Below are 15,560 nucleotides of genomic sequence, written 5' to 3' on the forward strand. Positions count from 1 at the left end.
CCAAGGTTTATACCCATGACTCCATTACCATTAACTTGATAACTGTCATTTCCCCCTTTTCGGTAAGAGTTATTAGCATTCGCATTGATATTATAATCGGCCAAAATTGCCGATATCCCATCATCCCAACGTGAAGGAGGATCCCAATTTGGTGCCGTATATTCCATGTAGGCTTGCGGGATACTGACATATAAAGAAGAGGTCGCTAAATCGCCACGGATCTGCATACCCGGTAGGCTCTCAGGGTTTAAACATTGTCCATCGTGCCACCACGTTAAATCTTTTAATGAGGTAGACGTCAGCGCCAATTGATTAATGTATTCAAGGGATAAACAGGCAATACTCCCCTCGGGATCATTTTCAGGCACATAAAAAGGAACCGTAATCTCAGGCAATGTTTCATCATTCACTTTTAACGTTAATGAATAATTGCCAGGCATAATATGCCCTGCGCGCGAAAATTGATTTAAATCGATGTTACTTTTGTCTTCGAGATCTAATACATCGGTATTAAATTGAATTGCTTCTGCCGCGAAAACCGGCAGTGCTGCACCGTGAAGTGTCAGTGCAATAACCACACTTAATAAACGTGGTTTAGGTAAGTAAGCATTAAACAAAGACATAAGTAACATCCCTAAAGATCAGTATCAGGAAAAATTCAGCATTTTTTATTAGTAATAATCGAGTTTGAAGCGAATTGCTGTCTGGTATTCCCCTGGACGCAGTGGGGTTTCATCGGAGACCAGCCTTAAACCATAATTAAGGACATAATTACCTGGTTTGATTTCTTGTTTTACTGTTGCCAAACCTGGGCGTACGGTTTGTCCAGATGCATCTTGTAGTGATAATGCGACACCTTTTGCTGCCCCTGAAACGCTAAACCACTCGCCGTTTGCAGGGCCATCAAAAGTGACTGAGAACGTTTGCCAGTTGTCGCCATCATGGGGGGTGAGTTGGCAGCCAATTAAGGTGATAGAAAAAGGTTGTACAGGTCCGTGTCCAACTTGGCGTAACAAACCAATCGGCAAAATACCCATATCAATAGATTGCTCATAAGAACCAGTATCGATAGCACAAGCCGTATCAACGATGCTACCTTGCATACTCACTTTACCCCAAACTACTCCTAGAGCTGCTTGTGCAGGCATTAGCCAGAAAACACCTACTAACAATAGCGCCGTATTTAACAATCCTGTTCGCTTCACGATCACCTCCATTGCTGAACAAGCCATGAAGTGCCGAAACACCCCATGACGCACATACCTTAATTTTTAAAAATTAGTTGTATGCTAAGGTAAAGTTCGTTACTGCTTGGAAGTTACCTGGAGTTACAGTTGTTCCTAGACCTTTCAACGAAGCTTGGAATTTCAGCTCATTGTCGCCTTGAACGTAGTTTTGAGTACTACCTGCGTTAACTTTGATTTGTGTACTAGAAGAGTTCATGATCTTCACGGCAGCGCCTTTCGCATCACCCGTGATTTGCAGTAATCCTGTTCCTGCTGTATTACCTTCACCATCAGTTGACGTTGCTTCAGTACCAGCGAAAGTAATAGTCACTTCGTTAGATTTTTCTAAATTACAGCCTTCCAGCTTGATAGAGAAAGGTTGAGCTGAAGATTCGCCACCAGCAGTCAGCGTTACGTTAGAAACTTGACCCAGTTCAACAGTTTGGTTTTCTTCGCCTGGTGCGATTGAACATGGTGCAGTAATGATTGAACCGTTAAAAGTCACAGTACCTGAACCTGCATCAACAGCTAAAGCAGATGCACTCATTACGCCAGAAATCAGGGTTGCTAAAATAATCTTTTTCATATTAGTTACGCCTTACGATGAACGTTAAAATAAAGTAGATTTTAATTAATCCACTTGGTTAAGTAATTAATGAGCATTTATTTTTAATAAATAAAAACAAATAGAGTACCTTCTAAGAAAAAAGTATCTTCTTTATTCTCAGTTAGAAGCTTAATATAACTAATAGTTATTAAAATATATAAACCGAATAAACAACTCAGCTTTACCGAAAAACATTCTCACCATGGTAATATGGAGCCGGAGGTAAAAATAAATTAATATAATGAGTACTAACCTCTTTCTCTAAATTATTTACATTTAGATACACTGAACTAAAAAAAACACTTAAACTACAATCCAACTCATGTAATATAACAAAAAGGGTATCTACATTTATATTACAGACACCTCTTTCATATCTAGATACTTGTTGTTGAGATATATTTAATTTTACAGCTAATTGTTTACCACTTAATCCGCGTTTTTTTCTTAAGCGAAAAATCTCTTTCCCTACGGCTATCATAAAAATACTTTTTGATACTTCTTGTCCCACAATCATATTAGGCTCCTTACTTCTGATACAACTAATATCTTCGTTATCCTCTTTAAAGGCTGCCTGCACGAAAATGTTTTATGTATTGCGTTGTTGGGAAGGAATTTACGTTAGCTTCTAATTAAAATCAAGCAAGGCAATAGCTATCAAGCAGTTATTAACTAAATCCAAATACCCTCAATATGAGTAATTAATGAAATTAAATCACTTTAATTCAGGTTCCTCAAGACTCCCATTATGAACATACAAATATGACTAGAATTAAACACCTTAAAAGTCAAAATTCGAACTATAAGTAGGTTTTTTATGCCAAAATTAATACTTTTTAATACATTAAGTGATAATACGTATAATGTTATTTATTTTAATATATATTTAAATAATAAAAAATATAATTAAATCAATTAGTTGTAAATATTTACCACCTATTAAATACTTCATATTTAGATATAATATTTTGTAATAACTCTAATATTATTATAATTCCCGTTATTATTTTAAATAAAGTAATACGAGATTTTTATTTCTGTTGAATATTTATTTTTTAATTTATATTCTGATGCAGCTATATTTAACCAACTAACAACATCGTTATTAATCGACTAATTAATAAAACACATCATTAAATGAATAACACTAACGAATTTTCGAGATTCCATTATGACTAAAATTAATCATCCTAATATTAGAGTTTCAATTTATACTTCAATATTATTTTCAACACTACTCTTCCCATCATTATCATTTACTAATGAGAATCAACTTCCAGGATTATTAGAATTTGCTAATGAATATGAACAAAAAAAACTAAAGCAAGGAATAGAAAAAAACCAGCCTTACAATGAAGAACAAAGTGGAATTCAACTGCCACAAGTAAAATTGAAAATGCTAAATAAACAAATTCAAGCACTCACTATCAATGAAAAAATGTATAAGGCTCGTTTCCAACAACAAGAAAAAGAAATTCTACAAGCTAAAATCAATCGAGTTAATGACAACTTATTAGTTTTATTAAACAAGAAAAGCGTACAATTAAAATTAAAAGAACAAGAATCTTTAAAATCACAAATAGAAGAATCATTAAATAAATCAAAAAATGAAAATCTTAATTTGAATAACAATATCAAATTATTAAGTCAACGAATTGAAAATGCTGAGAAGGCACAAAAATTAGCATTGGAACAAGCTGTAGCCACGCAGCAGTTAGTGCCTCTTGAGCAACTAAAAAGTGATGAAGCCCTAAAACAAGCTTATGCGGCAGGTATCGCTATAGGACAAGATGCAATGACTATCCACAAAGAGAATCAATCTTTTGGACAAGATATGGACAAAAAAGCCTATTTAGCCGGTATCACCGATGCAATTGAAGGCCGTACATTACTTTCACCTACCGAATTGCATACTGCATTAATTGCTGCTGATTCTGCTATAACAAAAAATCGTAATGCCAAAAAAGATCAACAAGCACCAATCACAAAAGCATTTATGGCGAATTGGTCGAAACAAAAAGGTGTGGAGTCAGATCCATTAGGCTATTCCTACAAAGTGAACTATACCGGGCAGGGAAAAATTCAAGCTACCGATATGGTCAGTATTGTCGTTAAAGAATCACTATTAGATGGAACTATCGTCAATGATATGGATTTACAAGATAAATCGCTCACACTGCCATTAGATAACTATCCTCCCCTTTTCCAATCTGCCATTAGTCATTTGCAAAATCATGGCGAAATCACCTTTATCGTTCCGCCTGAATTAGCCTATGGCGATGAGGGCTACCCACCCAAAGTACCACCAGGAGCATCAATTATGTACACATTACGTATTGCAGATATAAAACCAGCACTTGCTCTTTAATATTAGGAAACAATAATGAGAATTTCCCTATTAGTCATAACGATAGTCAGTATATTGATGACCACGAGTTGTGGCGACAATTCAGATGACAATAAACCACATACAACCAATACAGTTTCAAACTCAATTAATGCCACCACAGAGTTTGACGCAGGATTATCCTATTACAATGCAAATCCGCCTAATTATGTACAAGCGGCCGAATATTTTCAGAAAGCGGCAGAGCAAGACAATATGGAAGCCCAACTTTATTTAGCCGCATTATATGAATCAGGATTAGGTGTTAATCAATCATGGCAAAAAGCCATTTATTGGTTCAAAAAAGCTGCAATGCGAGGAAGTTTACCTGCACAGTACCAATTAGGCTTAATTTATGAGAAAGGCCAAGGTGTTGAAAAATCGCGTAGTCAAGCATTACACTGGCTCAGTCTTGCTGCTGAACAAGGTGAGCCCGATGCCCAACATCAGTTAGGTTGGTTATATATGGAGGAAAGTGACAGCAACCAAGCTTCGCAACTATCTGCCATAAAATGGTTTAAAATGGCAGCCGAACAAGGCCATGCATCAGCACAAAATATGCTTGGTTGGTTATATGAAAATGGAGCAAGCGGGCAACCTGAACTTAATGAAGCATTAAAATGGTATCAAGCCTCGGCAGATCAAGACAATGCTTACGCACTTAATAATTTAGGTTGGTTTTATTGGCAAGGTAAGGCAGGTAAAATAGATAAAGAAAAAGCACTTAATTACTTTATTCGAGCAGCTGAATTAGGTGATAGCGATGCCCAACTTAATCTTGGGTTAATCTATTATCAAGGTGATGATGTCCCCACTTCAATAGAACAAGCACAAAAATGGTTTATGCTTTCAGCGGAGCAAGGTAATCCTTATGCACAATATAATCTTGGCTGGTTAATGCTAAAAGGTGAAATCAAAAATGCATCGCCACATGCTATACGCTATTATTTTCAATTAGCTTGTGATAATAGTTTGCAGCAAGCTTGTCTTGCTTTGCAGTCAGATTCCCAACCACTATTCATTGGGACTCCGGAAGAAAGCGTTATCCATACTCCAAGTGTGTCCCATTAGGCATTTCTAATCGCATTAGACACGCCTCAAATAAAAAATGATTTTAAACCTTTATCAGTATGGTTTTGGCTATAATCCTGTAACCAAAACCGTACGACTTCGATTACTAAATCAATAAAAAAACAATGCTTCTGTGGTGCTATTTTTTAACAATTTGATTTTCTTACCTTCTGAGTTCAAGGTTAAAACAAAATTACATTTATACGCAATATTCTGATTATCATAGCTACATTTAGAATCCACTTGCAGAATAACCTGCCCTAGAACCAATATTTCCATAAAGAAATCAAATGGTTTTTGCATATCTTTCCCATAAGTCATTATGGTTTCAGAAATGACGTTGTTACCTTTATAATATTTTATCGTTGTTGGCAGTTTAAACTCGTTGTAATTATTCTCGCTAAACTTTTCCTTGGTATCAGCAAGTACTGAACCGATGATAATCCCATCTTTATTATATTGATAAATCAACTCACCATTAATATCTTTCCTGGATAATATCATACAGTTATTACCTATAGTCATTTCGATAGGGCCAGAGGTATCGGTACCAACTAGTTTATTCTTGACTCTTTTAACAACAAGATGATTATTCAATCGACTAAGATACTCATCTTGTTTTTGATTTAAGGTAAAGCTCTCTACACAGCCATCACGCCCAATGGTTAATAATGACTCATAGTTAATCGAATTATCTTCATTATAAACAACAGCTTTAACTTCTTTAACATTCCCTTTAACTGGATTAAAATCATATAGTTGTGCCATATTAAAGACAACAGGATTATACTCTTGCTTTTGAAATGCCAAAGATTCAAAAGATATAAAAAAAATAGTTAATTGTATAATTGGCAATAAATATTGATTACCCATTTAATTTCATACCTCAAAACAACTCATATACTGTGATTTATTTTTAATAATCATTATATTAGCTTATTACAAATACGAGTAATATTCTTCTAAAAATCAGAAATTTATTCAAACAAAAATAGATGGCAAAAAATTAAGATAGATTAGCATTTTATTTTAACCCCCCATTATTTTTCGATATTTTGGGGATTAAAAAACTATAAGAGATATAATTAAAATAATTAATCTTAAGTAATCTTAATTAAAACCATAATACAGCACTATCTGATTGATAATAAAAAAATTTTTACGTTTTAACATATACAACTAAAATCATTAAGGATCTTTAATGGGAAAAAAAATATTTCTAATTCATAACCCAAGTCCTACTCTTGGAAGAGTAACGTATCCATGGGTAAACGGCTCGAGTATTGTAGCCAGATATCTCTCAGGTAATACAGTTGATAACTATTTATCAGCGTTACAAAAAGAGATAGATGTAAAAAATTTGGATTGGAAAGCTTACTGTGATGACACAGAGTCAGATATAAAAAAACTAATTTCCCAAAATGCAGATCTTCTCGTTTGTGTCCCTGGTCTAAAGTACCAATTTAATGAAACAGGGTTTGATAAAAATAATATTATCTACCTCAGCACAATGGAATATGCCAATAATGTCACTACAGCTGTTATACGCAAGATAATAAAGCTAGATAATAGGCAATAAAATCAACACATGCCTAGCCTTAACTTAACACTATCTAAATTGATTGGGTTTTGATTTTTTTTGAGTTTAGATTTACTTAGAATTGAACAACGTTCAGAATTGATACTAGAAGTGAAGATGGCGGAGGAGAGAGCCATGCATAGCAATCAATACATTGATAATAAATAATTATTTAAATTCTAACTTTATAGATACCCCCAAATGTACCCCCTAATATTTTTGTCATGCCTGTTTTGAGGTGATTTTTAATCTCAATGTTAGCCTTACACTTTCCAGTAACATCATTGCATAAATATCATCAATGGCGATTTTATTGCATATAATGAAATGCCAGCCAGAAATAACCCTGCTCGTCTTTTCACGACTCCGTTTCAAACGGAACCATAGCAACTGAAGAATCTTTTTACCTAAACGTGATAAATTAGTTATATTCTTAGGCAAACCTGAATATACAATTGTGTATTATCATATCCTAATTATTAGCTATCTAACCCTTAAGCAAATGAGAGTATGAAAAATGAACGGCATTAATAACATTTTTTCAAAGTGGGCTGATCCTATAGTTTTATTTTTATCCATACTTTGTTTATTTGTGTTTTCATCCCTATTTGGATATTTCGATAAACTGATACAAATGGCAATTTCTGTCATAACTGGGGTACTAGGAATTTTAATTACTAAAATACAGATAAAAAATATTAAACTTGGATTATTTAGTGGCACATTAGAAATTGACGCAATGGTAAGGGTAATGGGAGACATTAAGGAGGCTGAAAAACAAGTGGAAAAAACCTCACCCCAAATAAATATTGATGAAATAGCTGCAAGCATTAATAAAAATAATCAATTAGAAGGTATTTTGAAGTATTTAGGTTTAAATCCTCTTCCAAACTTAACTATTGAGAAAATTGCAACATCCTTTAACATTACTATAGAAGATACTCAATCGCTGCTTCAAGATCTCGAAGAGTTAGGTTGTGCAAATTTTATTAGGAATCTAGGTCACAACTATTGGGGTTTAACTAATGTTGGATTAGCTGTGTTACCAAGAGTAGTTTTTGGCGTATACAAGCCTCAAGGTTAGCACTCAATTGAATAAACAATTATACTAACCAGTAACTATCTGTGCCCCTGTTAGCTGATAGCCGTTAAACCATTCATAGCGACCTGTAGCCGTGACTTTGTTTCCTTTCTGGCAGGTCATTAGCTCCAGCGCGTTAATATCGAATGCCACTATCTTTAATGGGTACGGGCTACGCTTGTCACTCTCAGCCTGAATAGTCATTGTGGCCATAACTTTACCTGTCGCTGTTTTAACTCGCTCAGGGGCTTTTATTACCTTTCCTGATGTGGTGATCCTGATTGATTTTGCTTTTCTCATTTCTGGTTTATTCATCTTGATATCATCACAATATAAGCTAGGGGTTAAAATATAATGCTAGTGGGACTCTGGAAGATCGGATAATAATTCTAATTTCTAGGGGTGATCTAAACGTTAATTTATCCATGATGATACGGGATAATCCCGTATGTATCTATAAGCTATTGATTATGCTTAATTCCGTTAAATCGACGGAATCAAAATATAACTGATTGATAACGCTTAATTCTGTCACAAAACCAGATTAACGCTCATTGGTCATCGTTTCAGTGACCAATGGTAATAGGTGGCAATACATTGTTTTCATTACTAACGGTCAAATTGACCGCCTGAAACCTTAGCGTAACCTTAGTGTTAGTTTCCATTTGCTAAAGTGCGTTTTCACTGGAAACCATTGTGGAAACCTCGCCGTAATCTCGCCCTGATTCCTTACCGTAACCTTACCGTTATTGGCTTAATCCTCCCCGTAACATCCCCGTTTAACCTTGCCGTTCAATCACATTATACGGACCGTAATAGGACCGTTATTTTAGCTTTGGTTATTCATGTTTAGACTAGATAACCTATTGATTTACTCGGTAACGCACATTTATGTCACGGTAACTTATTGATATTTATTCAGAGGACAAATTTGTCCTGTGGGTATCGCAATGCTTATTTGCATTGTGGTTACTTTTGGTGGTTACCAAAGTGGTTACTTTTATCTCTTGGACATTATTGGAATATTGCCAGCCAGTGACGAGCCTCCGATTTCAGAGCCTCATGTCTCCTTGATTTCAAGGCAACCTATTATCGTTTCGGTGCTGGCTTAGTCCATTGGTAGGCAGGTGCTGTCATTCTCCGCTTGTGACGCTCTTTAGCCTGTATTGTCTGCGCTACACCTGTTCTAATGGCTAACCTATCGCGTCCGTTGAGTGATTGCCCTTGCTGGTGGGCTAACTCCATCATAACGGCTTCTATTGCTTCACGTTGTAACATGGCTATACCTCAAAGGTGTTGTGATTATCGCTATACCTTGATTGTGCTGAACTGGAACAATCAAAGGCTATCAATCCACTAGCATAAAACATGCTGTTTTGCTGGCAACCAGAGTGGCAACCGTCAAAATGGCAACCACGCGCACAGGTTAAAATACGCTACCTCATGGCTAACCCAAAGTGACGGTCTCGGAAAAATCAATGGGTTATGTTTCACAGTGGCAACCAAGTTATATCCGTCAAGACTAGTCAAAACTTATTACCCTTGTTTTGCTGCGTACCATTCTGCGTACTTTTCCACAACATCATGATTTTATTTAATTATAGCGAAATGCGAGAATTAAACACATACCTACTGCGTACCTACTTGGTTTTGAACGGGGCTTATAAATTTCTTTGGCGTGATGACAAGTTTTGACAAGTTTTCGACCACAACAATTAACAACATTTACTTTGTTCTCATGTCAGGTTTTGTCAGGTTCTGATGTCAACAATTGTCAACATTCAGCGGATGGAGTATCCAGTAAAATATAGCCTTTTCGGTGGATACCAAAACGGATACCTTACAATCACTATAACAACACCATAGTACCACCGTGGTTTATATTAGTACCATTTTGGTACGTTATTGCTGCGATTCTTTTTGATATCAAAATAGCTACACCGTGATTTTCGAGTAGTTAGCTGTACTGGCTAATATTTAGCTACTTTGGCTAAAGGCACTAATTTGTGGTTTTTATATGAGAGCTTCATTTCAAGCCGTCCTCAGTATCAAGGGTAGCATTTCAACTGTCACCCTTTCCGACTATGGCCATAATCACAATCGTTACCTCTCCTCAATTTTGAGGGCACTGTTTCTATTGATAAATATAGGCTCAAAAATGAGCCAATTGATTCTATTGGTAAAATTAGAATGTGCTCAAATTTGAGCTTTGCCATGTATTCAGTCAGTTACAAGGCGCAATAATACGCTTTGCTTGTTTTACAGTAAGTTACCCTAACTTTAAGTTATAGAATTACTCGTTAAATCCACCAGCAATTTTATATTTTCTAATCTGTATAACAGTGTTATACGCTGATATAATAAGCACTCATTGAGCTAATAACGGACTATTATCATGAGTAAATCTAATCTTATTGCCTTTCGTTTACCTGCTGAACTACAAGCCCTGTTTAATGATGCTGTATCGAACTCTGGTAGCGATAAAACATCGTGGATAGTCTCAGCTATCAAAGAGAAGTTAAACCGACCAGACAGCAACCCTGACGCTCGTATGCTATCGCTAGTAGAACGCCTAGAATCGTCTGTGGCATCTTTGATTGCTGGTAAGGCAGATATCCCGCCTTATACCTATAATGAGTCTGCTGTCGTTTCTGTGGTTAATTTAGTGCTATCAGAGGGCATAGATAACGGGCGCATTATCGCTGAACGGATTAATGAGGCTGGATATCAAACTAAAGGCGGTAAAGCGTGGGATAAGGATATTTATTCAGCGTGGAAGCGTCACAAGGATATAGCAGGGAAACTGTGTAGCTAATCACCCCTGTAAAACTTGGCATTCAACTGCGCATTAAACCTTAGCATTTCTTAGCATCTAGTGCGCAATTTACCGATACATTCCGATACATATCAAACTGCGAATGATTACTAAGTTTTACTAAGTTCAACCTGTAGTTTTCTGTAGTAGTAAACTGCGAACAACCTTAACATTTCTCAACAATGAACCATAACAATTGATAACAGGCCATCATTGAACAAAGCCAGACAGAAAGCGGCTTTAATGCTACATTCCCACTTCATGGCCAACTGCGAAATTCGCACTTTTGTTCGCAATTCTGTGCGCAGTTTTAGTCCGCAATTTTGGCATCAATGCGCAGTGCGATATTTCACTAAATATTATCTATTTATCGGCATGTTAGCTACCATCTCAATCAGTCTAAAACGTTAGGATTTGTTAGGACTAATGCGTGAGGTTTCGTGAGGTGGCGTTAACCGAAATACGTTATCAAATGTTATCATCTGAACGTTAGCAAATGTTAGCATCCAACCAGTAATAATCTTAGGATTTCTTAAGATTTTGGCATTAGAAAAACGTTAAGAATTGTTAAGATTTAGTATCTATATTTGTCGCTAATTCAACCCTTTTTATGGACTCCGAAAACTCTTGCTACGATGTCCGAAAATTAGCTGCTAACGTGTCCGAAAACTCCCGTTCTACGATGTGTAAAAACTATCTAACTGCCTTTGTTAACGTGCCCGAAAATCATCATTCCTAGCGTGTCACTAAATCGTCAAAGATTTACAGCCTCGCGCGTGCGCGTACTGCTGCATAAATCATCAAAGTTCACGCTGTAGCTTCTCAATGATTGCTTGCCTCACAAACTCCGCACGATTGCCCCTCGTCACTCTATCGGCTCTAATGTGAATATCTACCATATCAATGACTGACTGCTCACACGTCACGATTAGGCGCGTTGTAGGCACATCATTAAAATAACGGTTGGTTTTCTTTTTGATTGTTTTCTGCATATTTTCCCCTCGCGCGTACTGGTATCTAAATCATCAAAGTTAACGCTTCAATTCTTCTTGAATATACTTAGTTAAATTGGGTAATGTTTCCTCTACGCCTTTTTTCAAGAACTCTTTTTTAGCCGTTGGGCGTTTAAACTTCTGCTTAACTTTAGGGTCATGCACATAAGCGGCATAGCTGGCGGAATAACCAATGCGCCCCGTTACTCGTGTGCCGTTAACGGTGACCGTTCGAAACTGGCTGTTAATCAATGTTGAGGTGTCGATAGGCGTATAGACTGCGGCCTGTGCTCCAGCATCGATAAGAAACCGCTGCATAGCGCGTGATACGCGTTGCTCTACATGTTGGCAATATTGCTGGAACGATTGATTACGACCTCTTCTCTTAGAGACTTTCACTTTTATCATTGCTGTACTCCAATAAAACTAAAGGGCAGAAATCTGCCCCATTAAAATTAAAAGCTGCCTCTTGCCTTTCTGCCTAACCCATAAGCCTGACGTAAAGCATCATCTAATTTTCCACCGTTCATCACTTCATGAATAATTTCATCAAGCGTGATCGTGTTTGTCCTTGGGTCATATTGTGGCTGACCAAATTCAACCTGAGCACTCGCAACGGTGTTATTCACATTGATAACAACATTAGGCACACCACCGCCCCCAATATCACGATTAGGAATAACCTTACCGCCTTCTCCTGGTAAAAGGTAATTTCTCCCTGCGGCTTGGAATATTTCAGGCTTACCACCTTCACCAAATCGATACATTTTATTCGCATCTACCGCACCACCGTTATAACGTCCACCACCAAAGCCAATCATTGACATAGACGTAGCTTTCCCTGCGGCCTGTGCGGTTGTATAGGCTGATAATCCCGTTCCTGATGCTGCTCCGCCTGTTGCGATTGATGCTGCTATTGCCGCTGGTGTCCAAGCTGCCAATGCTGCCGCACCTCCTGCTGTTGCTGCCGCTGCGTTCGCTGCCTGTGAAGCAACGCCAATTGTTTTGGTCAGAATGAAGTTTTTAAGCATCTCCACACCAACCTGAGCAATGGAATTTACAACACTGTTCAGCATCGTATTACCTAACGAACGTAACGCCTCTGACGCATCCATTGAACCAGTAATTAACCCTGTCAGGACGTTTGAAGCATTACCCGCCAGAGAATCAACCGCCGAGGCTAACATCTCATAGCCTAAGTTTTGCTGTCTCATTAGCTCCCATTGTGCCGCTAATTGCTGCTGTTGGTACTCTTTCTCTGCTGCGGTTCTGAGTAGCTGGTATTGCGCATCGGTTGCCGCTTTGGATGCGGTGAACTGGTCATGGCTAATTTGTTGTTTTGCATAGGCTTCATTGAGTATTTGTAGCTCTTGCGCCTTGTATTCTTTCATCATGGCCAACTTCTGAGTATGCTCATTAGCCAATGCCTGAATCGGGTCAAATTTAGCGCGGTTCTCCTCAATGTAACTCACTGAGGCATTGATTTTGATATCGGTCATTCCCTGATTAAATGACACCATCGCCTCACGCCCCATGCGCTCAAAATCTTCCTTGTTGATGAAGCCCTCATCTAACAAACGTTTGAGGGTTTTCACTTCCTCGCCAAAGGTATGCGCCAGTTTTAATTCTGGGGTGATTTCCTGAGCCGCAATAAAATCATTCACGCGCTGATTGAGGTCAAACAGTTCCGCAGCCTCTTTTGAGATAGCCGCTTTTTGTTTCTCTGTTGCCTGTGCCCCGAGTCGCTGAACAGCTTCATAGATTGCCATTTGACGGTTAACATCGGCTGCGCCACTTTCCAATAATCCATAGCGTTTTTTCAGTGTGGCCAATTGCTCACTTTGGCGTTTTATCGCTTCATTCGCTTGGTTGGCGGCTTTAGCTGACTTGTTGCCTTTTGATTTACTGCTTAGTGCGGCTTCTTGGGCTTCACGTAACTTACGTATGGCTTCAATAGCTTTCGGGAGTTCGGTATTGTAGGCCGCTGAACCTTGTTGCAATCCCATTTGCATGAGGAGTAACGAGGCGTTGTATTCATCCAGTGCCGGCTTACCGTCTTTCATGCCAATAGTAAGGGCTTGGGTGCGTTGCTCAATCTCAGTAAGCGAGTTAGCAAGGTTCAAGCTGACCGTTTTATCAAACTCATCCGTTAATTCTTGGATTTTCTGTTTAAAAATTTCAGAGTCTTTAACAAAGCCGTCAGCAATTAACGCCTTTTCTAGCTCTTTGATAGCCTGTTCTTTCTTAACTGCTGCCTCGCTGCCTAATTCCAGTGATCTGGCTACTTGTTGGTTAGCATCAATCACGCCTTTAGCTTGGCGTTGGTAAATTAAATCGGCTCTGGTCAGCTCATCCGTTTGTTGCGCTCTAACCTTAGCAATATCAGCGGCTTTACCTTGTGATACCGTCCAGCGACGAATATTTTGCTCACCTTCAGATATAACTAACTCATACTGCTGCTGTTTTTTAGTGAGCTCATTAAGCTCTTTTACTAAATGGTCACGCGCATATGTTTCCCCAATCTGTCCATCTCTCCTTTGGATAGCCTGAATTTCCTTATTTACATCGGACAGGGTATTTTTATAGTAATCAAGTTGTATATTTACTGTTTCAAGGCTTTTTTTCTGTCCATCTAGTTCTGTGGTTGTTTCCGCTATCTTCTCGCCTAAGCGGTTAGCCACAACACGCGCCTGTTTTGCTGACAGTTCGTCAATTTTATCAATCCACTGATCTACCCTGTCGTTAAACTCTTTAGTTGCGGTGTCATCGTTCATGGCGTTATACAGCGCGTAAACACCTGCGGCAGCTAAAAAGAATACACCAGTAGGACCACCTAACAATCCCACTGCGCCCCGTAACCCTTGCATAGCGATAGACTGAGTTTTAGCTGCTTGGGCTGCGCGGTTATTGGCTGCGGTCACTGCGTCAGTTGTGGTCGCTAGTGTGGCTTTCGCTTTTTGCTCTAATGCTAATGCCGCATTTAATTTATGGGTTGCGTTGGCTTCAACTTCTTTCGCTTTAGCGACTTGAGCCTCAGCCCTAGCAACCTCTTTACCTGTCGTGGCTAAATGCGTTTTGATTTTCGTTTCTGTGGCATGTAAGGCGTTGCTGGCTTTAGTAACTCGTTGTAGATTTTCCTCACTCTCTGACATCTGATAGGTTATTTCAGCATCTTTGAGCATTGCGACCTGTCTAGCTCTTAATGATTCAAGGCTACGTTGTTTAGCATCATTTGCGCCATCTAGCGCATGAACATTATCTAATGCTGCCTTAGCTGCTTTTAACTCGGCTTGTGCGGATACTGTAAGATTTCTAGCGTTAATGACTTCTTGGGAGGCTGCGGCTTGTAATGCCTGTGCTTTCATTTGAATGGCGCGAGTATGTGAAACCTCGGCTTGTGTGGCGTTAATTGCCCCTTGAGTGTGCTGTAAGAGTGAGGAGGTCGCACTGCCAATATTAGAAATATACCCCGCACCTAATAACCCAGAGACATTACTAATTATCCCTGTAAAACGCGCATTCGCGTTAGTTGCTCTATCTGTTGCGGCTGACGCTGCGCCAATTTGCCCCGTTAACTCGCTCATTTGACGTGATAGGCGGTTTATTTCAGGCATTTTTAACGCACTGGAAACCGCGATTGCTGTTTTATCAAATCGGTAAAAGGCTTTTGACGTATCATCGGCCTGTTTACCCATATCAGCCATTTTCCGTTTTGTTTCTCTAACCGCTTTCCCCGCCTCAAGAACGCCCTCGGTATCAGCTTTAATGATGATTTCAACCCCATCAATCTCAAACATAATGAC

At 38.4% G+C, this 15,560-nt stretch carries 15 protein-coding genes; 5 read left to right on the forward strand and 10 right to left on the reverse strand.

Annotation, left to right across the window (positions count from 1 at the left end):
• The 4 genes from AAZR93_RS12585 to AAZR93_RS12600 form a co-directional block, all read right to left on the reverse strand.
• Positions 1–623, reverse strand: a 623-nt coding sequence (locus AAZR93_RS12585) for a FimD/PapC N-terminal domain-containing protein (RefSeq protein WP_434719996.1), incomplete at its 3' end; no start/stop codon positions are given.
• 48 nt (positions 624–671) lie between these two features.
• Positions 672–1,205 (reverse strand): fimbrial protein, encoded by a 534-nt coding sequence (locus tag AAZR93_RS12590; RefSeq protein WP_434719997.1) that lies wholly within the window; start codon positions 1,203–1,205, stop codon positions 672–674.
• Between the two features lie 73 nt (positions 1,206–1,278).
• A complete protein-coding gene (locus AAZR93_RS12595) occupies positions 1,279–1,812 on the reverse strand; it encodes a fimbrial protein (protein ID WP_294108508.1) in 534 nt (177 codons plus the stop codon).
• Positions 1,813–2,014: 202 nt separating this feature from the next.
• The gene (locus AAZR93_RS12600) at positions 2,015–2,350 is read right to left on the reverse strand and encodes a helix-turn-helix domain-containing protein (protein ID WP_434719998.1); all 336 of its coding nucleotides are present in this window, start codon (positions 2,348–2,350) and stop codon (positions 2,015–2,017) included.
• Between the two features lie 654 nt (positions 2,351–3,004).
• Here AAZR93_RS12600 and AAZR93_RS12605 point away from each other — a divergent pair.
• Together AAZR93_RS12605 and AAZR93_RS12610 are read left to right on the forward strand one after the other, a co-directional pair.
• On the forward strand, positions 3,005–4,201 hold the full coding sequence (locus AAZR93_RS12605) for an FKBP-type peptidyl-prolyl cis-trans isomerase N-terminal domain-containing protein (RefSeq protein ID WP_434719999.1): 1,197 nt from the start codon (positions 3,005–3,007) through the stop codon (positions 4,199–4,201).
• A gap of 15 nt (positions 4,202–4,216) precedes the next feature.
• A complete protein-coding gene (locus AAZR93_RS12610) occupies positions 4,217–5,290 on the forward strand; it encodes a tetratricopeptide repeat protein (RefSeq protein WP_434720000.1) in 1,074 nt (357 codons plus the stop codon).
• 111 nt (positions 5,291–5,401) lie between these two features.
• On the opposite strand, the gene AAZR93_RS12615 is transcribed toward AAZR93_RS12610, so the two are convergent.
• Positions 5,402–6,163, reverse strand: a complete 762-nt coding sequence (locus AAZR93_RS12615; protein ID WP_434720001.1) for a YnfC family lipoprotein — start codon at positions 6,161–6,163, stop codon at positions 5,402–5,404.
• Between the two features lie 328 nt (positions 6,164–6,491).
• Here AAZR93_RS12615 and AAZR93_RS12620 point away from each other — a divergent pair, with 328 nt between their 5' ends.
• Both AAZR93_RS12620 and AAZR93_RS12625 read left to right on the forward strand, forming a co-directional pair.
• Positions 6,492–6,869 (forward strand): nitrogen fixation protein NifS, encoded by a 378-nt coding sequence (locus AAZR93_RS12620; protein ID WP_434720002.1) that lies wholly within the window; start codon positions 6,492–6,494, stop codon positions 6,867–6,869.
• Between the two features lie 517 nt (positions 6,870–7,386).
• Positions 7,387–7,953 carry a hypothetical protein gene (locus tag AAZR93_RS12625; protein WP_434720003.1) on the forward strand — a complete coding sequence of 189 codons (567 nt, stop codon included), beginning with the start codon at positions 7,387–7,389 and terminating at the stop codon, positions 7,951–7,953.
• A 24-nt stretch (positions 7,954–7,977) separates the two neighbouring features.
• On the opposite strand, the gene AAZR93_RS12630 is transcribed toward AAZR93_RS12625, so the two are convergent.
• The gene (locus tag AAZR93_RS12630) at positions 7,978–8,265 is read right to left on the reverse strand and encodes a hypothetical protein (RefSeq protein WP_349487320.1); all 288 of its coding nucleotides are present in this window, start codon (positions 8,263–8,265) and stop codon (positions 7,978–7,980) included.
• 774 nt (positions 8,266–9,039) lie between these two features.
• Positions 9,040–9,228 carry a hypothetical protein gene (locus tag AAZR93_RS12635; protein ID WP_210783650.1) on the reverse strand — a complete coding sequence of 63 codons (189 nt, stop codon included), beginning with the start codon at positions 9,226–9,228 and terminating at the stop codon, positions 9,040–9,042.
• A 1,117-nt stretch (positions 9,229–10,345) separates the two neighbouring features.
• On the opposite strand from AAZR93_RS12635, the gene AAZR93_RS12640 reads away from it, so the two are divergent.
• Entirely contained in the window at positions 10,346–10,765 is a 420-nt protein-coding gene (locus AAZR93_RS12640; RefSeq protein WP_434720004.1) for a hypothetical protein, read from the forward strand.
• An 800-nt stretch (positions 10,766–11,565) separates the two neighbouring features.
• Here AAZR93_RS12640 and AAZR93_RS12645 read toward each other — a convergent pair.
• Genes AAZR93_RS12645 through AAZR93_RS12655 form a run of 3 tightly spaced genes read right to left on the reverse strand, consistent with a single transcriptional unit; the run spans position 11,566 to position 15,554 of the window.
• Positions 11,566–11,757, reverse strand: a complete 192-nt coding sequence (locus AAZR93_RS12645; RefSeq protein WP_004255159.1) for a hypothetical protein — start codon at positions 11,755–11,757, stop codon at positions 11,566–11,568.
• 39 nt (positions 11,758–11,796) lie between these two features.
• Positions 11,797–12,165, reverse strand: a complete 369-nt coding sequence (locus AAZR93_RS12650) for a hypothetical protein (RefSeq protein ID WP_004255161.1) — start codon at positions 12,163–12,165, stop codon at positions 11,797–11,799.
• 47 nt (positions 12,166–12,212) lie between these two features.
• Complete coding sequence (locus AAZR93_RS12655; RefSeq protein WP_434720005.1) at positions 12,213–15,554, reverse strand: hypothetical protein; 3,342 nt, start codon at positions 15,552–15,554, stop codon at positions 12,213–12,215.
• Positions 15,555–15,560: the final 6 nt, after the last annotated feature.

The sequence above is a fragment of the Providencia sp. Je.9.19 genome (assembly GCF_051129765.1).
Taxonomy (GTDB): domain Bacteria; phylum Pseudomonadota; class Gammaproteobacteria; order Enterobacterales; family Enterobacteriaceae; genus Providencia.

Excerpts from the sequence above, each read along its gene's own strand:
- AAZR93_RS12595 (WP_294108508.1), bottom strand. The coding sequence starts at position 1,812 with ATGAAAAAGATTATTTTAGCAACCCTGATTTCTGGCGTAATGAGTGCA.
- AAZR93_RS12600 (WP_434719998.1), bottom strand. The coding sequence starts at position 2,350 with ATGATTGTGGGACAAGAAGTATCAAAAAGTATTTTTATGATAGCCGTA.
- AAZR93_RS12605 (WP_434719999.1), top strand. The coding sequence starts at position 3,005 with ATGACTAAAATTAATCATCCTAATATTAGAGTTTCAATTTATACTTCA.
- AAZR93_RS12610 (WP_434720000.1), top strand. The coding sequence starts at position 4,217 with ATGAGAATTTCCCTATTAGTCATAACGATAGTCAGTATATTGATGACC.
- AAZR93_RS12615 (WP_434720001.1), bottom strand. The coding sequence starts at position 6,163 with ATGGGTAATCAATATTTATTGCCAATTATACAATTAACTATTTTTTTT.
- AAZR93_RS12620 (WP_434720002.1), top strand. The coding sequence starts at position 6,492 with ATGGGAAAAAAAATATTTCTAATTCATAACCCAAGTCCTACTCTTGGA.
- AAZR93_RS12625 (WP_434720003.1), top strand. The coding sequence starts at position 7,387 with ATGAACGGCATTAATAACATTTTTTCAAAGTGGGCTGATCCTATAGTT.
- AAZR93_RS12630 (WP_349487320.1), bottom strand. The coding sequence starts at position 8,265 with ATGAATAAACCAGAAATGAGAAAAGCAAAATCAATCAGGATCACCACA.
- AAZR93_RS12635 (WP_210783650.1), bottom strand. The coding sequence starts at position 9,228 with ATGTTACAACGTGAAGCAATAGAAGCCGTTATGATGGAGTTAGCCCAC.
- AAZR93_RS12640 (WP_434720004.1), top strand. The coding sequence starts at position 10,346 with ATGAGTAAATCTAATCTTATTGCCTTTCGTTTACCTGCTGAACTACAA.
- AAZR93_RS12645 (WP_004255159.1), bottom strand. The coding sequence starts at position 11,757 with ATGCAGAAAACAATCAAAAAGAAAACCAACCGTTATTTTAATGATGTG.
- AAZR93_RS12650 (WP_004255161.1), bottom strand. The coding sequence starts at position 12,165 with ATGATAAAAGTGAAAGTCTCTAAGAGAAGAGGTCGTAATCAATCGTTC.
- AAZR93_RS12655 (WP_434720005.1), bottom strand. The coding sequence starts at position 15,554 with ATGTTTGAGATTGATGGGGTTGAAATCATCATTAAAGCTGATACCGAG.